Genomic DNA, 19,285 nt, shown 5'->3' on the forward strand with positions numbered 1-19,285 from the left:
GGATGGGAAAAACAGCAAGGGTTGGGATGGGAAAGCAAAGGCGCCGTCGACCGCGCTGCGGCCGACGGCAAAGCCTTACTCGATGTTCGCTTCAATAAACCACAGGAATTTATCCAGGTCGCGGGAAGCGGCGGTGAAGATATCTGCGGTATCTTCGTCTTTGGCTTCACCGATCGCTTTGCGCACATCGTTCGCCACTACCGCGTAACGGTCCGCCAGCGCTTTCAGGTGATCCTGAACATGATGGATATCCAGCGGATAGCTCTGCAGCGGGGTTTTGCTGTTGATCACCTGAGTGGTGCCCAGGGCGACGCCGCCCAGCTGTACGGCGCGCTCCGCCATGGTATCCAGATGCTCAGTGAGCGCGGTACGGAAGCCATCCAGCATTTCGTGCACGGCGATAAAGTTCGCACCGCGCATATTCCAGTGTGCCTGCTTGGTGATAAGGGACAGGTCAATGAACTGGATCACCTGGCGATTCAACAGCTCAATGGTCGCTTTCTTTTCGCTGTCAGCGACATCGTTGCGGGTATAGACCAGATTAGATGCTTTTGATTTAACCAGTTTAGCGGTACTCATCGTTTCATATCCTCTTGATATTGATGCTCGTCACACTTCAAAGCTGAATGATGTGGAGCGTTGTCCCAGGTAACTTCGGGACTAAGTATAGCAAGGGTTTTAAAGTATGAGGCATCGGCAGGCCATATTACTCCGATAGCGTAAAGTGGTTGGCTATTTGAAAAAGCAAGCTAAGTCAGAAGGTTAGCGGAGGCTGGCGGGCCCGTAACTCGCGCGGGCCGCCGCCGTAACAGAATGTTAATTGATATCGACTTGCTTAATTTTGCTCTGCCGCTGCATGGTCAGCGTGGCGCCCATTGAGGCGATGATAATAGCGCCCAGCGCCAGGGTCTGGGAGAGATTCAGGGTTTCGCCGAGGAAGACCATACCGGACAGGGCGGCTAGCGCCGGCTCGAGGCTCATCAGCGTGCCGAAGGTGCGCGTCGGCAGGCGCGTCAGGGCCATCATCTCCAGGGAGTAGGGGAGTGCAGTGGAGAGAATGGCAATCCCCAGCCCCAGGGGCAGCAGCGACCATTGCCACAGCGTATCGGTAGCTTGCGCCATGCCTAACGGGACAAAGACCAGCGAGGCGATAAGCGACCCCATCGCCACCGTGGCTGGACCATGCTCCTCGCCCGCGCGCTGGCCGGTCAGAATATAGACCGCCCAACAGGCTCCGGCGCCGAGAGCGAACAGCGCGCCGGTTAAATCCACCTGCGCCACGTTCTGGCCCAGCGGCAGGAGATACCACAGCCCGAGGATCGCCAGCGCCACCCAGACAAAATCCAGCGGGCGACGCGAGCCGAAAAGCGCCACCGCCAGCGGGCCGGTAAACTCGAGGGCTACCGCCACGCCGAGCGGAATACGCTGCAGGGATAAATAAAACAGATAGTTCATCGCCCCGAGCGCCAGGCCGTACAGCAGCAGCGGCACGCGCTGGGCCGGAGAGAAACGCAACCGCCAGGGCTTGAACACCACCACCAGGATCAGCGTCCCGAGCGCCAGGCGCAGGGCGGTAACCCCCGGGGCGCCGACCACCGGGAACAGCGATTTGGCGAGCGATGCGCCGCTCTGAATCGAGGTCATAGCGATTAAAATCACCACTATCGGCAACCATGCCGCCGCTTTTCGGGATGGACCGGGCATCCTTTCTCCTGTCAGTTTTTGTCAAAAGGGGTAAAAGTTCCAGTGTACTGGAATTAGCTGCTGGCGGTTGAGCTAATGTTGAAAAAAACAGGGGCAAAAACAGTACAATGGCGAACGTTGCTGAGAAATTCACCAGGTGATTAGGATTAATCTGGATGCTTGCGAATTTCTTAATGAGCGTTAAACTGTAAGTTAACGCCAAAAACTGTTGTTTTCCATATTGTTATAGAAATATGGAAACTTTTGGTTACATGAAAAAGTATGTTAGACAATGTAAACTCCAAAGAGTTTCCCAAAAGTTTTTGATATATTTAAGGCTTAGGACTTATTAGAAACACATTTGAGGTGGTTATGAATAAAATTGCACGTCTTTCAGCACTGGCCGTTGTTCTGGCTGCATCCGTAGGTACCACTGCATTTGCTGCAACTTCTACTGTAACCGGCGGTTACGCGCAGAGCGACATGCAGGGTAAAGCGAACAAAGCTGGCGGTTTCAACCTGAAATACCGTTACGAGCAAGATAACAACCCGCTGGGTGTTATCGGTTCCTTCACCTACACCGAGAAGGATAACAACAGCAACGGTACTTACAACAAAGGTCAGTACTACGGCATCACCGCAGGTCCGGCTTACCGTCTGAACGACTGGGCAAGCATCTACGGCGTAGTGGGTGTTGGTTACGGTAAATTCCAGAACAACAACTTCCCTAATAAATCCGATATGAGCGACTACGGTTTCTCCTACGGTGCTGGTCTGCAGTTCAACCCGATCGAAAACGTTGCCCTGGACTTCTCCTACGAGCAGTCTCGTATTCGTAACGTTGACGTCGGCACCTGGATTGCTGGCGTGGGTTACCGCTTCTAATCACTCTGGTGATATAAAAAATCCGCCTCCCGGGGCGGATTTTTTTTGTCTGGCGATCGCCAGCCCGGCTGGTTGGCCGGCGCTGATCGCGTCGTTTTAGTTGATGGTGAACTCATCGCTGCCGAGGTGTGAATAGTCTACCTTCTGCAGCTGGAAGTTGGTGATATACACCGGGCCGGCCTTCTGCTCAGAGATAAACCGATAGCGCGGGGCGATTTCCGCCGCCTTGATTCCGGTCCATTGCGAGAAGAAGCTGAGGAAATCATTCGCCGAGCGCTGCGCCTTAATCACTTTATGCGCTTTGTCATCGCTGGAGAGCACCATAAACGGCACCTGGAAGTTCTGCTGGAACTTATCGTCGTGCGCCAGATACTGCACCTCTTTGCCTCGCTCCTTGAACGCCAGGCCATGATCGGAAAAGTAGGTCAGGGAAAAGGTGGCACCGGAATTTTGCAACTGACTGTAGAGCTTAGCCAGCAGGGTATCGGTTTGCGTCATGCTGTAGAGATAGCAGGAGGTCTCTTTCGACTGGACGAAAACCGTGTATTTGCCTTTGGTCCGGTCGCAGGCCTGCGGGTGCGAGCCCATCAGGTGCAGAACAATCAGCTGCGGCTGGGTGCGCTGGGTGGAGAGCACCTGCTCGGTCAACTTGAGTAACTGCTCGTCCTGGGTGTTTTTATTGGCTTCGAAATCGCCGTTTTTCAGGAACTGCACTTCATCCGCCCGTTTGGCGATACTGGCGATAGCGGTGTCGTACTCGCCGATCTGTCCCTGATTGGAGAACCACCAGGTCTGGAAACCGGCGCGGTTGGCGAGGGTGACAAAGTTATCCTGAAACTGCGGTTTGCCATCGACCACCCGGTTAAGCGTCAGGCCGAGGGATTTTTGCGTCGAGCCGCTGGCGGCGACGTAGTTGTTAAACAGATACCCGTTCACCGAACTGGCAAACGGCGTGTTATCCCAGTGGCCGCCGAAGGCGCCGAGGGCGTCGCGGCGGGCGCTTTCACCGATCACCACCACATAGAGATGGTACTTCGGCTTCACCGCCAGCACGTGCCAGCTGTCTTTCATGCCGGCCAGCTGCGCCATCCGCGCCTGCTCGTCCAGCACCTCGTTATTATTCACCACCACGTCTTTGACAAAACGGAAGGCCGGGTAACCGGTATCGATCACCTTGAATACCCCGCCCCAGGCGAGATTTTGCACCGGCTGGAGAAAAAAGATCCCGATGCTGAACAGCAGGCCCAGGGTCTCCATTTTTCCCCAGCGGGTCTGCTCGACGATCCTGCGGCGGACCGCAATGATCCCCAGCGCGAAGATAAATACCGCCAGCAGATAGTTGTACCACGGGAAGATGGTGAGAATTTCGGTGGACTCTTCCACGTTGGTGGCGTGCAGCGCCAGCAGGGTGTTGAAGTTGGGCGCGCCGTAAGCCTGGCCAAAGGGGTAGTAGAGGGCCGCCAGCAGAGAATAGGCGCCGACCACCCCTTTCTGCACGCGCGGAAAGGCGCGCCACAGAAGATGTAACACGCAGGTAAATGCCACGGTATAGAGCAGGCTAAATTCATAGCCCAGCGCCAGGTTAATCAACAGCGATTGTAAAAAGTAGAATCCTGTCCATGGGTTCAGTGCCAGTCGGCGGGCGACCAGCGTATCTTTCAGGGTGGTGACATTCATAGTAAACAATCAAAAAGAGGCCATGCGCATCCCCTGGCGTCAAGGGGTAAAACCTGCTGGACAGTGCGTGAAGAGGGTCTCTGCGAGCCGCGAATGTGGCAGGGCTGTGCAAAGATAGGGCTTGTAAATGGTAAGGTCAACCAGACATAACAGATTGTTTTGCGAGGGCGCTTACAAAACTTGAAAAAAGGTGGGGGAAACGGGAAAAACCGGTCAGTTTAGCGGCAAACGATGACAGAAAAATGAAGCGGCGTACCGCGACGCCGCCTCAGGAATGGGGTTTGTCCTGCTGCGGTTTACCGTTGATCATCTCGCACAGCATACCGAGCAGCATTAAGCGTACTTTAAAGGGGGAATGACTAAACACGTTTAAGCACCTCTTGAATTCGTTCATCTGCTCTCCTCCTGCCTGTTCGCTCCATCATTCCCTGATGGATGTTTGCATTATATACAGATATAGCACAGGCTATATTTTATAGCTATGGCTAAAACGTTAAATTTTTGTGCTCTTGGCGCAATCCATTACAATGTGGATCTTTTTATATGATGCTTGACGCGTCACACGAATGAGGAAGCACAATGAACCGTCGCGCAGGTAAGCCAATAACAAAAAAAGTGACGCAGTTAGTAAATGTTGAAGAGCACGTTGAAGGATTCCGTCAGGTGCGGGAAGCGCATCGACGCGAGCTGATTGACGACTATGTTGAACTGATTTCCGATCTCATCCGCGAGGTGGGCGAGGCGCGTCAGGTGGATATGGCCGCCCGGCTGGGGGTCTCGCAGCCCACCGTCGCCAAGATGCTCAAACGGCTGGCCAGTGTCGGCCTTATCGAACAGATCCCGTGGCGCGGCATATTCTTAACCGCGGAGGGTGAGAAGCTGGCCCAGGAGAGCCGCGAGCGCCATCAAATCGTGGAGAACTTCCTGCTGGCTATCGGCGTCAGCCCGGAGATTGCCCGCCGCGATGCGGAGGGAATGGAGCATCACGTGAGCGAGGAGACGCTGGCGATGTTCCTGAAATTTACCCAAACACAGGGATCTCAGGAAGCATGACTCTTCCCTTCGTCCAGTCGCTGCTGCGCGACCGTTTTCTCCATCTGCTGCTGATTATCGCCTGCGTACTCAGCGTGATGGTGCCGTTTGTCCCGGCAAGCTGGCCGGCGGCCATTGACTGGCATACTATCATCACCCTCAGCGGCCTGATGCTGTTGACCAAGGGGATTGAACTGAGCGGTTATTTTGACGTGCTGGGGCGTAAAATGGCCCGCCGCTTTGTCACCGAGCGCCAGCTGGCTATGTTTATGGTGCTGGCGGCGGCGCTGCTATCCACTTTCCTCACCAACGACGTCGCGCTGTTTATCGTGGTGCCCCTGACCCTGACGCTGAAGAAGTGGTGCGCCATCCCGGTGAACCGGCTGATTATTTTCGAAGCGCTGGCGGTGAACGCCGGGTCGCTGCTGACGCCGATCGGCAACCCGCAGAATATCTTACTGTGGGGACGCTCCGGTCTCTCTTTCCCTGGATTCATCGGCCAGATGCTACCGCTGGCGGCGGCAATGATGCTGACCCTGCTGGCGCTGTGCTGGTTCTGTTTCCCGGCAAACCGGCTCAACTACCAGAGTAGCGATAAGGCGCCATCGTGGCAGCCAAAGCTGGTCTGGAGCTGTCTGGGATTGTATCTGGTGTTCCTGACCGCGCTGGAGATGAATCAGGCGCTGTGGGGGCTGGCGCTGGTGCTGCTGGGCTTCCTGATACTGGCCCGGGCGGTGATCGTCCATGTGGACTGGTCGCTGCTGCTGGTGTTTATGGTGATGTTTATCGACGTCCATCTGCTGACTCAGCTTCCGGCGCTGCACCAGGTGCTGAGCGGGGTCGGGACGCTCTCCGGCGGTGGACTGTGGCTGACCGCCATCGGCCTGTCGCAGGTGATCAGCAATGTGCCCTCGACCATTCTGCTGCTCAACTATGTCCCGCCGTCGATCCTGCTCGCCTGGGCGGTTAACGTGGGCGGCTTTGGTCTGCTGCCGGGCTCGCTGGCCAATATCATCGCGCTGCGCATGGCAGGCGATCGGCGGATCTGGTGGCGTTTCCATCTCTACTCCATTCCCATGCTGCTGTGGGCGGCCCTTACCGGCTATTGGCTCTTCAAACTCTGCGCCTGATTTCCGCAGCGGTACGCCGCCCTCCACGCCGTTCGACAGGATCGCCCCTCGGGGCGATCTTTTTTTTGCCCGGCTCACAGAAAACGATCCCTGGCTTTGCGCATCGGTTCGCTTTTCGGTATATGACTAGTCATGAAATTTAAATGACTAGTCATATACCGAGGCGCAGGATGAAGAACAGACTACCGGCAGATTTCTTATGGGGTAATTCCGTCTCCAGCATGCAGACGGAGGGGGCGTGGAACGAGGGCGGCAAGGGGATGTCGGTGTACGATATCCGGCAACCGGCGGAATTCGCTTCCGACTGGAAGGTGGCGACCGACTCCTATCATCGCTATCGGGAAGATTTCGATCTGATGCAGGATCTGGGCATGAACTGCTACCGTTTTCAGATCGCCTGGAGCCGGGTGTGTCCTGAGGGAGACGGCGAATTTAATGAAGAGGGCATCGCCTTCTACCATCAGTTTATTGATGAACTGATCGCCCGCGGCATCGAGCCGATGATCTGCCTGTACCACTTCGACATGCCGCTCTCGCTGGCGGAGCGCTACAACGGATTCACCGACCACCGGGTGATGGACGCCTTTATTCGCTATGGCCAGAAGATGATCGCCTGCTATGGCGACAAGGTGAAATACTGGCTCACCTTTAATGAACAGAATCTGTACCATTCGCCGGAAGCGTTTCTGATTTCCGGCTACCTGCAGGGGGAGAAGACCCTGCGCGAGCTGTATCTGATCCAGCATCATGTGATGATGGCGCACGTCCATCTGACCGATCACCTGCATCAGACGAAGCCGCAGTGTCTGATGGGCGGAATGCTGGCCCACGCCCTGGTTTATCCGGCGACCTGCAAACCGCGCGATATCCTGTGCGCCCAGCAGCTGGACGAGTTTTTAAACCAGAACCTGCTGCGGGCTTACGCCGGGGAGGGCTACAGCCCGGAAGTGATGCATTTTGTCGCCGCTGAAGGGTTCGATGATATCTATCGTCCTGAGGATCTGGCGCTGATGGCGACGGTGAAGGTCGATTATCTGGCGTTCAGCTATTACGCCAGCCGGACGCTGAACAGCGACACCATCCCGGCGGGAACGGCGGTTAACAACTATATGCTGTTTGGCAATCAGGATAACCCGTTCCTGAAAGCGACAGAATGGAACTGGCAGATCGATCCGCTGGGCTTCCGGACCATCATCACCCGCTATTATAACGACTGGCGCCTGCCGGTGTTCCCGATTGAAAACGGCATCGGGGTGATTGAGTCGTGGGACGGTGAACATCCGGTTGCCGACGATTACCGCATCGCCTACCATCGCGACCATATCAACGCCATGAAAGCGGCCATGTTTGAGGATGGGGCGCAGGTGATCGGCTATCTCGGTTGGGGATTAATCGATATCCTGAGCTCGCAGGGTGATATGCGTAAGCGCTACGGCGTGGTCTACGTCAATCGCGAGAACCATGACCTCAAGGATCTGCGGCGGGTGCCGAAGAAGAGCTATGCGTGGCTGAAGCAGGTGATCCACAGCAACGGCGACGTGATGTAACGATGTTCTGGCGGTCAGGTCTAGTATGCTGCCCGCCAGTCACTCACAGAATGTAAAAGGACCGGGAATGACGGCGAAGTATCTGCAAATTGCGCGGGAAATAAAAAAACGCATCATCAGCCAGCAGTATCCTGCCAGCGCGCCGCTACCCGACCAGTTTGCGCTGGCGGCGGAGTTCAACACCAGCCGGATGACCATCCAGCAGGCGATGCGCCAGTTAATCGTCGAAGGGCTTATCTATACTCGCAAAGGGCAGGGCACCTTTGTGCGGAAAAATTTCCTTCAGCTGTCGCAGTGGGAGCTGCCCGGTAGCGACTATTTCGGCGCCACCAAAACCTGGGAACATCTTGGCGAGGTGCAAAGCGAAGTGGTGCGCTTCGAGGTGCGTTTTCCCACTGACAAGGAGCAGAGTTCGCTGCTGATCGACGCCGATGCCCCGGTGTATGACTTTGTCCGCCTGCGGCTGCTCAACGGCGAGCCGGTGTCGCTGGATTTGACGGTCATGCCGGTGGGGCTGGTGCCGGGGTTAACCAAAAGCCATCTGGAAGGGTCGGTGTTTCGCTACGTGCAGGAGACGCTGGGGCTGAAGCTGATGGGATCTTACCGCGTGGTGCGGGCGATGAAGCCGGACGAACTGGATAAACAGCATCTTCACTGCGAGGCCACCGATCCGGTGCTGGAGGTGGAACAGGTTATCTATCTGGAAGACGGCACGCCGCTGGAGTACGCCCACTGCCACTATCGCTACGACCACGGCGGGATTATTCTGGTGAATAACGGCTAGACCGGGGACCCTGCCGGCGCAGCGCTCAGCAGGGCCACGGTGTTGTCAGGTTTAGCCAGCCGCAGCCAGGGACAATACAGATAAAAAAACGGCGGGCCTGATGCCCGCCGTTTTTCTTGTCATGCAGAACTTAGTTCAGACGCACCGGCATACCGGAGCGGTTCTGGATAGCCTGCTCAACCACGCTCTGATCGACATCAGACTGGCTGGTGATCGCCTGTACCGGTTGAGTCAGGGTGATCGGCACGATCTCGCCGCCCTGGAACTGGGCTTCGGTGGTCGACAGCGGGTTGTGAACCTCGATGTAACGGCTGCCGTCCGGCTCGGTGGTGGCTTTTACCGGCTCATCGATAAACTGCACGCGGGTGCCGACCGGCACGTTCTCAAACAGGAATTTGATGTCATCGTTGCGCAGACGCACGCAGCCGTGGCTCACGCGCAGGCCGATACCGAAGTTAGCGTTGGTACCGTGGATGGCGTACAGGCGGCCGATATACAGCGCGTACAGACCCATCGGGTTATCCGGACCGGCCGGTACGACGGCAGGCAGCGGGTTGCCGGCGGCAGCGTATTCCGCATGCATCTTGGCGGTCGGCGTCCAGGTCGGGCCAGCCTTCTTACGTTCGACTTTGGTGGTCCAGTTGATTGGCGTATCTTTACCCAACTGGCCGATGCCGATCGGCAGAACGATCACGGTATTGGTGCCTTTCGGGTAGTAGTACAGACGCATTTCCGCGCTGTTGATGATGATCCCTTCATGCACGGTATCCGGCAGGATCAGCTGCTGAGGGATGTTCAGGACGCTACCGCCCTTCGGCAGATAGGTATCCACCCCCGGGTTGGCTTCCAGCATGTTGGAAAGCCCCATCTGATATTTGGCCGCGAAGTATTCCAGCGGCTGCTTGTTATCATCCGGAATGGTGATGACCTGGTTCTGACCAACCAAACGGCTGCCATCGGTTGGCAAAGGATAGGTGACAGCAGACGCTGTATTGCAAAAGCCTACGATGGCGAAGGCTGCCGCTAAGAGTGTAGATAATTTCATAGTTTTTAATGTCGTGTGCGAAATCAACGCCACACAGGCCTTTGTTAATGATTGAGACAGTAGATGGGAGCGCATTATATGTGCATTCCGCTGAACAGGTAAATCAGATGTGTACGAAATCACATTTTTTTCCCTGTCGCCTCGGCTGCCGCGCCCTGGCGTTCGGGGCGACAGGGGTTAGTCTTCCAGCAGCCGGGCCTGCAGCGCGACGCGGGCTGGGGCGGTGAGCTGATACTCTTCCGCCAGCCAGGCGTCGACATTGCCATAGCGCTGCTGAATGGCCGACAGCGCGGCGGCGAGATAGGACTCTTTCACCGTCAGGATGTCCGCCAGGCTCTGGCGCCCCTGGGCCGTCAGGTCATTGCCGAGCATCTCCAGCATCCAGGTCTCCACCTGCGTCAGCATGCCATGGGTGAGGAGATACTCCTCCATCACCGTCTCGCTGTCGCATCCGACGGCGAACAGGGTTAACGCGCAGCCGACGCCGGTGCGATCTTTACCGACCGCGCAATGTTGCAGCAAGGCGCCGTCGAAAGGGGTCGTCAGCCACGCGGCGAGCTGGCGATAGGCCGGGTTGTTAAACGGCAGCTGGCGATAGAGTTGCAGCATAAACTGCTCGCCGTTCAGCGCATTAAGGGTGGCGGCATTCAGCTCGGTGACCTTCGCATTGACCTCGCCGAGCGGCGGATTGGCCGGCGCGTTGAGATAGTGGGTGAGCGGGCTCAGTTTGTCCGGGGTGCGCTGCACTTCACCGGGGTCGCGGTAGTCGAGCACCCGGCTGAGCGGCAGGGTATCCAGGTGGTTGAGATCCTCAGCCGTTAGCCGGTTTAGCGCGCCGGAGCGCAGCAGCTTGCCGCTGCGTACCCGGCGTCCGTCGGCGGTGCGCTGGCCGCCCAGGTCGCGAAAATTGATGCCGCCCTGCAGGGATAAAAAGGCCGGATGTCGCGGTAGGCTGGTGGTCATGGGACTCCTCATCATCACGTACAGAATAACGGTTTGCGCGCAGGTCTCTGGCGCATCTGACAAAGACCATAGCACAAGCGCCGCGGCGGAATTTACCGCAGACCGTGAAAAGTGCGTCATTTACTGGCATAATGTCTGCTGTATCACACCCCTCATACTCTTTTTTCAGGATATCCCCGTGCTAGTATCCAGCAACGTTACCATGCAGTTTGGCAGTAAGCCGCTGTTCGAAAATATCTCCGTTAAATTTGGCGGCGGCAACCGTTATGGTCTGATCGGCGCCAACGGCAGCGGTAAATCGACCTTTATGAAGATCCTCGGCGGCGATCTCGAACCGACGCTGGGCAACGTTTCTCTCGACCCGAACGAGCGCATCGGTAAGCTGCGTCAGGATCAGTTCGCCTTTGAAGCGTTCACCGTGCTGGATACGGTGATCATGGGCCACAGCGAGCTGTGGGAAGTGAAGCAGGAGCGCGATCGCATCTACGCCCTCGCTGAGATGAGCGAAGAAGATGGCTATAAAGTGGCCGACCTGGAAGTTAAATATGGCGAAATGGACGGCTACTCTGCTGAAGCGCGCGCGGGCGAACTGCTGCTGGGCGTGGGCATTCCGGTTGAACAACACTACGGCCCGATGAGCGAAGTCGCCCCGGGCTGGAAGCTGCGCGTCCTGCTGGCGCAGGCGCTGTTCTCTAACCCGGACATTCTGTTGCTCGACGAACCGACCAACAACCTGGACATCGACACCATTCGCTGGCTGGAGCAGACGCTGAACGACCGCGACAGCACGATGATTATCATCTCGCACGACCGTCACTTCCTGAACATGGTCTGTACGCACATGGCGGATCTGGACTACGGCGAGCTGCGCGTCTATCCGGGCAACTACGACGAATACATGACGGCGGCCACCCAGGCGCGTGAGCGTCTGCTAGCGGATAACGCCAAGAAAAAAGCGCAGATTGCCGACCTGCAGTCCTTTGTTAGCCGCTTCAGCGCCAACGCCTCTAAATCGCGTCAGGCCACCTCGCGCGCGCGTCAGATTGACAAGATCAAGCTGGAAGAGGTTAAAGCCTCCAGCCGTCAGAACCCGTTTATCCGCTTCGAGCAGGACAAGAAACTGTTCCGCAACGCGCTGGAAGTGGAAGCCCTCACCAAAGGCTTTGAAGAAGGTCCGCTGTTCAAAAACGTCAACCTGCTGCTGGAAGTGGGCGAGAAGATTGCCATTCTGGGCGCCAACGGCGTGGGTAAATCCACGATGCTGAAAACCCTGGTGGGCGAACTGCAGCCCGATAACGGCACCGTGAAATGGTCTGAAAACGCGCAACTTGGCTACTACGCGCAGGATCATGAATACGAGTTCGAAAACGACCTGACGGTCTTCGAGTGGATGAGCCAGTGGAAACAGGAAGGCGACGACGAGCAGGCGGTGCGCAGTATCCTTGGTCGACTGCTGTTTAGCCAGGATGACATCAAGAAGCCGGCGAAAGTACTGTCCGGTGGTGAGAAGGGGCGGATGCTGTTTGGTAAGCTGATGATGCAGAAGCCAAACATCCTGATCATGGACGAACCGACCAACCACCTGGATATGGAATCCATCGAATCGCTGAACATGGCGCTGGAGATGTATCAGGGTACCCTGATATTCGTCTCCCACGACCGTGAGTTCGTCAGCTCGCTGGCCACCCGCGTGCTGGAGATTACCCCGGAACGGGTGATCGACTTCAGCGGCAACTACGAAGACTACCTGCGCAGCAAAGGTATCGAGTAATCCCTCTTCGTTACCCGGGTAGCGGCTATGCCTTACCCGGGCTACGCCTGGCATGGGATCTGTAGGCCCGTGCAAGCGTAGCGCCACCGGGCAATAACCGCGGGTAAAGAGCCACTTTCGCGCCGGATGGCGGCTGCGCCTTATCCGGCCTACGGTCGGTGCTATTGTGAGCTTAAGAGCCCTATCTTGTACCCATGGTTACTGGAACTGTCCGTTACCGGGGCTACCAAACCGCACAGTGCTGTAGCCCCGGTAAGCGGTAGCGCCACCGGGGGTTTTGAGGCCACCCGTTTGTAGCCCGGATTAGCGTAGCGCAATCCGGGAACATCATTAAATCCAGGCCGGGCAAGGCGTAAGCCGCCGCCCGGCATATCGCTTAGCGCCTCCACTCCGTTCCTTCAACGCCATTCACCAGCAGTTTGCGTTTTTCTCCCGCCGGTAATGACAGCTTCAGCGCTTTCCACGCCGGGCGATAGTTGCCGCGGGCGTTGACCTTCAGGTTGATGGTGCTGCTGTCGCACGCCATTTCCCACTCCAGCCATAGCGCATCGCCCTGTTTATAGCCCCAGCTTTCGCCGTCATCCTCAAACAGCAGACCCGAAGAGGTCCCGACGCCTTTCAGCGGGAACAGCTGCAGTTCGCGACGATCGTCCTGTTGCGCCACAACATGACGGATGCGCTCGCTGAGCGGCAATCCGGCCCCGGCGCGGACCAGCAGCGGCAGCTTTTCCAGCGGCGCGTCGAGGGTGACCCACTGGCCGCCGGCGAACCATTGGTGGCTGTAGAAATCATACCAGCCGGCCTGATTATCCGGCAGCCACACCTCACGCTGACGGGCGCCAGGCTCGACCACGCTGGCCACCAGCAGGTCGCGCCCCAGCAGGAAGTCATCGCATTCGGCGAAGGTCTGCGCGTCGTGTTGATGATCGAGGAAGGTCGGGCGCAGCATCGGTTCGTCGTCAGCATGCGCCTGCCACAGCAGGGTATACAGATAGGGCAGCAGGCGGTAGCGCAGCTCAATCGCGGAACGAATGGCCGGGGTAACGGCCGGATACATCCAGGCTTCGTTGACCGTCTGGTCGTCATTCCATGAGTGAATGGTAAAGCGCGGGTGCATCACGCCGTTTTGTACCCAGCGCACAAACAGCTCCGGCTCCGGTTTATCGCCGGAGAAACCGCCGACGTCGTGACCGACGTTAAACAGCCCGGAAAGGCTCATGCCCAGCCCCATGCGGATGTTATAGCGCAGCGTATCCCAGTTGGTGCGGTTATCGCCGCTCCAGGTCTGGACGTAGCGCTGCATCCCGGCGCAGCCGGAACGAGAGATGAGATACGGGCGCTTTTCCGGCGCAAAGCGCTGCTGGGCTTCCATCGAGGCGCGCATCATCAGCAGCGGCATCACCGGGCGAATATGCTTGATGGCGATTTCGCGGCCAAAGCCGTAGCAGCGCGCTTCGCCGTCCCACACCTCATACTCGTTATTATCGTTCCAGGTCGAGTCTATGCCCATCTCCAGCAGCTGGCTGGTGACCCCTTCCTGCCACCAGGCCACGGTTTGCTGATTGGTGAAGTCGAGGTGCGATCCTTCATCGTCCCAGAAGCTGGAGCGCTCCGGAGCGTCGGTTTGCGAATCGCGAACGAAAAGGCCGCGCTCCGCCACCTCGCCATAGCGCGGATGGTCCTGCAGCAGGCAGGGTTTGATATTGGCGGCCAGCTTCAGCCCGGCGTCGTGAAACGACTGACTCATCACTTTTGGCTGCGGCACCTTGTCGTAGTTCCAGTTAAAGACGTAGCGCTTGCCGTTAATCGAGGTATAGCCGGATGAGAGCTGGAACGAATCGCACGGAATAGCGTGCTCATCGCACAGGCGGATGAAGTTCATCAGCTGATTTTGCGCATCCGGCGCGTCGGTGTAGTGCATGGTCGAGCCGCTGTAGCCGAGGCTCCATTTTGGCCCGAACAGGGTTTTACCGGTCAGACGTACAAAGGCTTTGGTGACATCCAGCACCTGTTTACCGGTGAACAGGTAGTAATCGATATCGCCGGCTTCCGCCTGCCAGCGGCGGTAGGCGGTGTGGTAGTTGTCGATTTCGTTACCCAAATCCAGCCAGCAGCTGCTCAGGTTGTCGTAAAACAGACCATAGCTGACGTCGCTGCGCTGGGTGATGGTGAACGGAATATGTTTATACAGCGGGTCGGTGCTGGCGGCGTTGTAGCCCATGGCGTCGAGGTTGCGCATCTCATAACGCTTACCGGTGCGCTGCAGATCGCCGGCCTTTTCGCCCAGACCATAGAAACGCTCGTCTTTCCGGCGGCTCAGATAGTGGGCGACGCCGTCGCCGTGGGCATTGGCCAGATAGGCGCTGGTGGGGCGGTCGTTAGCAAGCTGCTGCCATTCCCCGGCGTCGTCGCGATAGCTCCACTCCAGCCACAGCGGCTGATGGACGGTGACGCGCAGCTGGCGGGTGGCGATGGTCAGCGTATCGGCCTCCTGTGTCAGCTGCCAGGCCGGGAGACTAAAACCGCTGAGGTCATCCCGGGCGCGGCCTTCCCACGGCACATCCTGCTGCGGAGCGATACTCCAGGTGCGATCCAGCGCCAGCTGGCCCTGGCGTTTCAGCAGCACGCGGAATAAATTCTCTTCCAGTACGTACAGGCACAGGGTGTGCTGGCCATCGACCGTCAGTTCAACGTGATGCTCCAGCTGTTGATGTAAACTCCAGTGTTTCAACGTTTTCATATCTTACATCCACTCTCAGGCGCGCTTGGCGCGACGTTCAGCAATAAATGCCACCAGGAAAACGGCGCCAATCAGGTCAAAGAACCCCATGGCGATGAACAGCGGGTTGAAGCCAATTTTGTCGGCGGTCACCCCGATTAATAACGAAAACAGGAAGCTGGCGATCCACGCCGCGGATCCGCGCATACCGTTTACCGTCGCCATTTGTCCCTTGTCGAACGACTCCACCACCAGCGCGCTGAGCATGCAGGAGATGATCTGATGTCCGAAGCCGCCAATGGAGATCAGGACGATGGTGATATAGGGATCGCGAGTGATAGCGACGAGGGCCAGGGAGATCATCAGAAATGCGCCGGTCACCGAGCTGGCGATCACTGAGTTGACTCGCGTACAGCCGAACCAGCGAACGTACAGGCGGGTGAGGTAGCCGCTGACCACGCTGCCGAGGTCGGCGGCGAGGAAAGGCAGCCAGGCGAACATGGCGATCTGCTTGAGATCCATGCCGTGCTCTTTGGCCAGGTACAGCGGTACCCAGAAGCTCAGCACCGCCCAGGCGGGCTCGGCCATAAACGCGGGAATGGCGATCCCGTAGAAACGTTTATTCTTCGAGACGGTTTTGAGTGCGGTAAAGAAGGGCTGTTTCACCGGTGGCGCTTCGTTATCCTGCTTGATGTACTCCAGCTCGCTTTTGCTGAGGTTGGGGTGCTTTTCCGGGTTCTGATAGAAGGCCCACCACAGCACCACCCACAGCAGGGCCAGCGCGCCGGTAAACATAAACGCCCCCTGCCAGCCGAAGGAAGCGTGGGCGAAGTAGATAATCGGCGGGGCGAGCATTGCGCCGATAGAGAACCCGACGCCAGCCCAGCCGGCGGCGATTGGCCGTTCAGACTTCGGAAACCACTCGCCGATGGTTTTGGCGTTGGCCGGGGTGGCGGCCGCCTCGGCCCCGCCCATAAAGAAGCGCAATATCGCCAGGTGCAGCCAGCTGCCGGCCCCGGCGTGGGCGATACAGGCCAGCGCCCACAAGGTGGCGCAGATCATAAACCCGAGCTTCAGGCCGATGACGTCGATAAGCCAGCCACAGAGCGGCTGGAAAATCGTGTAAGCCAGCTGAAACGCGCCGACGATCCAGGAATATTGTTCGGTGGTAATGCCGAGCGTCGCTTTCAGTTCCGGGGCGATAATCCCCAGCGAGTTGCGTGTGATGTAGTTGACGGTGACGCCAAGTAAAAACAGGACCAGCACCCACCAGCGCAGGTTTTTTACCACCCGGCGCGTTTTGCTGACCGCGATATCATTGTTGAGGCCTTGACTCATAGCACACTCCACATGACGTTAGTAGGGGGAAAGTGACGACCTCAATCCTTGAGTGGCCACGTAGTGTTATTAACTATTTGAATAGTCTATTTTTTTATCTCAACATCATTGGTATAACTAGTATGGGAGATGTTGGACCAATTCAGGCTAAGGGAGAAAAAACGGCGGGCAAAGTGCTATTTATGCAAGTTTTTTCATGAAATGACCGGGATCTCAAATTTTGCTCTGTCATTTGCTTACAGGGAGCGCTTTGGCGATTATGAAAATTCTTTCATTTTCCAATCGGAGCTGGATCACAAAATGGATAAAAAGCTGCGCGTCGCCGAAATCGCCGCCCGCACTGGGCTGTCGGCCAGTACCGTTTCGCGCGTCCTGGCCGGAAAGGCGAATACCAGCGACAAGGCGCGCCGGGCGGTGCTGGAGTGCGCCCGCGAGCTGGGGGTCATGCAGGGGCTGGCCGCCGGGCGTCTGCTGCTCAATAATCTGCTGGTGTTTGCCCCGCAGCGCGCCTTCGATGAGCGGTCGGATATCTTCTACTACCGGGTGATCCAGAGCATCAATAACGCGCTGGCGGCGCATGAAGTGCGCCTGCGCTACTGCGCGCTGGACGAAAACGACAGCGACGCCAATCTGTTTCTTGCCCGCATGAACGAAGCGGAAACCCAGGCCGCGGTGCTGCTGGGGATCGACGATCCGCATATTCATGGCCTGGCGGCGGATCTGGGTAAACCCTGCGTCTTGATAAACTGTCGGGATGAAGGGATGCGGTTGCCGTCCATTGCCCCCGATCATCGTTTGATTGGCCAGTGCGCCGCCCGCTATCTGTTTGATATGGGGCATCGGGTGGTGATGAACGTCATGTGTTTGCGCCGCTATACCATGGAGCTGCGGCTGGGGGGGATCGAGGAGGCGTGGCGCGCGCGCAATTTGCGCTTTACCGCCAGCCGGGATCTCATCAGCGTCGCCAACTTTAGCGCCAGAGAGACCGAAGAGCAGGTGGGGGCCTGGCTTGATGGCTTACAGGGCAGGCCGTTGCCCACCGCCTTCCTGGTGGGCGGCGATTTCATGGCCGCCGGCACGGTCAGCGCATTGCAAAAGCGCGGCCTGCGGGTGCCGCAGGATGTCTCGGTGATGAGCATCGACGGGTTTAATCTGGCGGCGATCCAGGAGGTGCCGCTGACCGCGGTGCATGTGCCGCGGGATGAACTGGGCAGCGAGGCGGTGCATCTCCTGCAGCAGCGCCTGCTGCGCCCGGAGGCGCCGCACGGTTCGCTGCTGCTGCACGGCACGCTGGTGGTGCGCGATTCGGTACGGCGGATCCGGCCGGGCAAAGGCCATACCGCCGTGGAGCCGCAGGGGCTGTATGACGATTAAACCGGGATACCCAGCGCCCGCTTGCCGTGGATGTTCAGATCTTCCAGAGTGAAGCGCCCCTGCCAGCTGGCCTCATAGTCCTCGCGCGGGAAATCCCCCGGCGAGGCCCCTTTTTCCAGAGCAATTTTCACTTTCTGCGCGTAGGCGAGGTTCTTTTCGCACATCGGCGCTGCCGGAATGTACATCACATTGCCCCAGCCCTGCTGATTTTCCACCGGCGCCACCGAGTGAATGACGTCGCAGTGCCACCAGACGGAATCGCCAGCGTTCAGCGCCGGAATCGAACTGAGGGCTTTGATCAGCAGCGGGTGCCACTGCTCAGAGATCGGCAGTACTCTGCCCGGCGCGACGCCGCACAGCTCATCTTCCGGCACATCGTCAAGCAGTGGGCGCAGTAGAACATAAGCCATCGCCTCGGGGATCGGCACCACGTGCAGTAGCCCCTGACCCGGGATCATGTCCGACAGCGCGGTCCAGCCCTGGAAAGTGCGGAACACTGAGCATTTGGTGGTGTTGTCGACGGTGTACTCTTCCACTTCCGTACGGTGCGCGGCGTCCCACGGATCGTAAGCGTCGACATGACCGTTAAACACGTTGGCGAAGACCTGCTGGTAGGCGGGGAGCAGCCAGCGCTCCAGCGCACCGGAATCGGTATGCGCGCCCAGCCCCTTTGAGGTGGTTCCCGGCGGACGGCGGCGAATGCGGTCAGGGTAAATGACGCTGACGTCCGGATCGAACCAGCGCTTGCCGTCCTGCTCAAAGCGCCACAGGCGGTTGAGGAAGGACTGCGCCGCGGCCATTTCATCGCTCTGGCGGGCCTGCATTTGCGAGGGCGACCAGTAGATGGGATAGATTTCCGGCCGCGAAGCCTCCAGCGTACCGAAGAAGCTGTCGCCTGGCCCTTTGTAGACCTCGTCGAAATGGTTCAGATCCAGATATTCCAGCATCGCGGTATCCCAGGCCAGCGCCTGTTCGCGCGGAAAGTGGCCTTTGATCACCGCGCAGCCCCGACGCTTAATGGCCGCGCGCTGGGCATCGCTCACGGTTCCCTCGGCGATATCGCGGAACGGAATGGTTGGCCAGATCTCCTGGCCTGCGGCTTTCAGCGTCTCAATTTCCTGCAGGCGCTCGCTGATGCGCGCTGAGAGCTTATCGAACACCGCCTGGACGTCGCCGATTTGCGCCCGCAGCGCCTGCTTCATCTGGCGAATCGCCGCTTTGTGGTCGGCGGGGAGTGTTTCGTGGGTCGGGAGAGCAGCCATAATAACCTCGCTGTATCTTTCATTCGAAAGTATTAAATCTTACAAACGTTAATTTAAGTTAAAATGGAGTTAATG

15 protein-coding genes and 1 pseudogene are annotated in these 19,285 nt (G+C 57.9%); 7 read left to right on the forward strand and 9 right to left on the reverse strand.

Annotation, left to right across the window (positions count from 1 at the left end; genetic code table 11):
* Window positions 1-75: 75 nt before the first annotated feature.
* Together dps and rhtA are read right to left on the reverse strand one after the other, a co-directional pair.
* On the reverse strand, window positions 76-579 hold the full coding sequence (dps, locus tag KHQ24_RS04925) for a DNA starvation/stationary phase protection protein Dps (RefSeq protein ID WP_004886200.1): 504 nt from the start codon (window positions 577-579) through the stop codon (window positions 76-78).
* 237 nt (window positions 580-816) lie between these two features.
* Complete coding sequence (gene rhtA, locus KHQ24_RS04930) at window positions 817-1,704, reverse strand: threonine/homoserine exporter RhtA (protein WP_004886203.1); 888 nt, start codon at window positions 1,702-1,704, stop codon at window positions 817-819.
* A gap of 351 nt (window positions 1,705-2,055) precedes the next feature.
* Between rhtA and ompX the strand changes: the two genes are divergently transcribed.
* Window positions 2,056-2,568: an outer membrane protein OmpX gene (gene ompX / locus KHQ24_RS04935; RefSeq protein WP_004886207.1), complete on the forward strand. Its 513-nt coding sequence runs from the start codon at window positions 2,056-2,058 to the stop codon at window positions 2,566-2,568.
* Between the two features lie 96 nt (window positions 2,569-2,664).
* Here the strand turns inward: ompX and KHQ24_RS04940 are convergent, their stop codons facing one another.
* Window positions 2,665-4,245, reverse strand: coding sequence for a phosphoethanolamine transferase (locus KHQ24_RS04940; RefSeq protein ID WP_004886211.1), 1,581 nt, complete (start codon window positions 4,243-4,245; stop codon window positions 2,665-2,667).
* A 268-nt stretch (window positions 4,246-4,513) separates the two neighbouring features.
* Window positions 4,514-4,639 (reverse strand): manganase accumulation protein MntS, encoded by a 126-nt coding sequence (gene mntS / locus KHQ24_RS04945; protein WP_004886214.1) that lies wholly within the window; start codon window positions 4,637-4,639, stop codon window positions 4,514-4,516.
* A 185-nt stretch (window positions 4,640-4,824) separates the two neighbouring features.
* On the opposite strand from mntS, the gene mntR reads away from it, so the two are divergent.
* The 4 genes from mntR to KHQ24_RS04965 all read left to right on the forward strand — a co-directional run bounded on the left by mntR (window position 4,825) and on the right by KHQ24_RS04965 (window position 8,738).
* A complete protein-coding gene (gene mntR / locus KHQ24_RS04950) occupies window positions 4,825-5,298 on the forward strand; it encodes a manganese-binding transcriptional regulator MntR (protein ID WP_004886216.1) in 474 nt (157 codons plus the stop codon).
* Window positions 5,295-6,407: an anion transporter gene (locus KHQ24_RS04955; RefSeq protein ID WP_004886219.1), complete on the forward strand. Its 1,113-nt coding sequence runs from the start codon at window positions 5,295-5,297 to the stop codon at window positions 6,405-6,407. The genes mntR and KHQ24_RS04955 overlap by 4 nt, the downstream gene beginning before the upstream one ends.
* Before the next feature lie 170 nt (window positions 6,408-6,577).
* Window positions 6,578-7,954: a glycoside hydrolase family 1 protein gene (locus tag KHQ24_RS04960; protein WP_211777142.1), complete on the forward strand. Its 1,377-nt coding sequence runs from the start codon at window positions 6,578-6,580 to the stop codon at window positions 7,952-7,954.
* 67 nt (window positions 7,955-8,021) lie between these two features.
* Complete coding sequence (locus tag KHQ24_RS04965; protein WP_004886227.1) at window positions 8,022-8,738, forward strand: GntR family transcriptional regulator; 717 nt, start codon at window positions 8,022-8,024, stop codon at window positions 8,736-8,738.
* A gap of 130 nt (window positions 8,739-8,868) precedes the next feature.
* Here KHQ24_RS04965 and ldtB read toward each other — a convergent pair whose 3' ends face one another.
* Window positions 8,869-9,783: a L,D-transpeptidase gene (gene ldtB / locus KHQ24_RS04970; RefSeq protein ID WP_004886230.1), complete on the reverse strand. Its 915-nt coding sequence runs from the start codon at window positions 9,781-9,783 to the stop codon at window positions 8,869-8,871.
* A gap of 177 nt (window positions 9,784-9,960) precedes the next feature.
* Window positions 9,961-10,876: pseudogene (locus KHQ24_RS04975) on the reverse strand (tyrosine-protein phosphatase).
* A 48-nt stretch (window positions 10,877-10,924) separates the two neighbouring features.
* Between KHQ24_RS04975 and KHQ24_RS04980 the strand changes: the two are divergent.
* A complete protein-coding gene (locus KHQ24_RS04980) occupies window positions 10,925-12,517 on the forward strand; it encodes an ABC-F family ATPase (protein WP_004886235.1) in 1,593 nt (530 codons plus the stop codon).
* 376 nt (window positions 12,518-12,893) lie between these two features.
* On the opposite strand, the gene KHQ24_RS04985 is transcribed toward KHQ24_RS04980, so the two are convergent.
* Together KHQ24_RS04985 and KHQ24_RS04990 are read right to left on the reverse strand one after the other, a co-directional pair.
* Window positions 12,894-15,257: a glycoside hydrolase family 31 protein gene (locus tag KHQ24_RS04985; RefSeq protein WP_211777143.1), complete on the reverse strand. Its 2,364-nt coding sequence runs from the start codon at window positions 15,255-15,257 to the stop codon at window positions 12,894-12,896.
* 15 nt (window positions 15,258-15,272) lie between these two features.
* Window positions 15,273-16,574, reverse strand: a complete 1,302-nt coding sequence (locus KHQ24_RS04990) for an MFS transporter (RefSeq protein WP_004886240.1) — start codon at window positions 16,572-16,574, stop codon at window positions 15,273-15,275.
* A gap of 300 nt (window positions 16,575-16,874) precedes the next feature.
* Here KHQ24_RS04990 and KHQ24_RS04995 point away from each other — a divergent pair, with 300 nt between their 5' ends.
* Window positions 16,875-17,948 carry a LacI family DNA-binding transcriptional regulator gene (locus tag KHQ24_RS04995; protein ID WP_004886244.1) on the forward strand — a complete coding sequence of 358 codons (1,074 nt, stop codon included), beginning with the start codon at window positions 16,875-16,877 and terminating at the stop codon, window positions 17,946-17,948.
* Here the strand turns inward: KHQ24_RS04995 and KHQ24_RS05000 are convergent.
* Window positions 17,945-19,210, reverse strand: coding sequence for a DUF1479 domain-containing protein (locus KHQ24_RS05000; protein WP_211777144.1), 1,266 nt, complete (start codon window positions 19,208-19,210; stop codon window positions 17,945-17,947). The genes KHQ24_RS04995 and KHQ24_RS05000 overlap by 4 nt on opposite strands.
* Between the last annotated feature and the right edge of the window lie 75 nt (window positions 19,211-19,285).

This window comes from Klebsiella sp. 54 (genome assembly GCF_018223875.1).
In the GTDB taxonomy this organism is placed as follows: domain Bacteria; phylum Pseudomonadota; class Gammaproteobacteria; order Enterobacterales; family Enterobacteriaceae; genus Klebsiella; species Klebsiella quasipneumoniae.

Excerpts from the sequence above, each read along its gene's own strand:
- dps (WP_004886200.1), bottom strand. The coding sequence starts at position 579 with ATGAGTACCGCTAAACTGGTTAAATCAAAAGCATCTAATCTGGTCTAT.
- rhtA (WP_004886203.1), bottom strand. The coding sequence starts at position 1,704 with ATGCCCGGTCCATCCCGAAAAGCGGCGGCATGGTTGCCGATAGTGGTG.
- ompX (WP_004886207.1), top strand. The coding sequence starts at position 2,056 with ATGAATAAAATTGCACGTCTTTCAGCACTGGCCGTTGTTCTGGCTGCA.
- KHQ24_RS04940 (WP_004886211.1), bottom strand. The coding sequence starts at position 4,245 with ATGAATGTCACCACCCTGAAAGATACGCTGGTCGCCCGCCGACTGGCA.
- mntS (WP_004886214.1), bottom strand. The coding sequence starts at position 4,639 with ATGAACGAATTCAAGAGGTGCTTAAACGTGTTTAGTCATTCCCCCTTT.
- mntR (WP_004886216.1), top strand. The coding sequence starts at position 4,825 with ATGAACCGTCGCGCAGGTAAGCCAATAACAAAAAAAGTGACGCAGTTA.
- KHQ24_RS04955 (WP_004886219.1), top strand. The coding sequence starts at position 5,295 with ATGACTCTTCCCTTCGTCCAGTCGCTGCTGCGCGACCGTTTTCTCCAT.
- KHQ24_RS04960 (WP_211777142.1), top strand. The coding sequence starts at position 6,578 with ATGAAGAACAGACTACCGGCAGATTTCTTATGGGGTAATTCCGTCTCC.
- KHQ24_RS04965 (WP_004886227.1), top strand. The coding sequence starts at position 8,022 with ATGACGGCGAAGTATCTGCAAATTGCGCGGGAAATAAAAAAACGCATC.
- ldtB (WP_004886230.1), bottom strand. The coding sequence starts at position 9,783 with ATGAAATTATCTACACTCTTAGCGGCAGCCTTCGCCATCGTAGGCTTT.
- KHQ24_RS04985 (WP_211777143.1), bottom strand. The coding sequence starts at position 15,257 with ATGAAAACGTTGAAACACTGGAGTTTACATCAACAGCTGGAGCATCAC.
- KHQ24_RS04990 (WP_004886240.1), bottom strand. The coding sequence starts at position 16,574 with ATGAGTCAAGGCCTCAACAATGATATCGCGGTCAGCAAAACGCGCCGG.
- KHQ24_RS04995 (WP_004886244.1), top strand. The coding sequence starts at position 16,875 with ATGGATAAAAAGCTGCGCGTCGCCGAAATCGCCGCCCGCACTGGGCTG.
- KHQ24_RS05000 (WP_211777144.1), bottom strand. The coding sequence starts at position 19,210 with ATGGCTGCTCTCCCGACCCACGAAACACTCCCCGCCGACCACAAAGCG.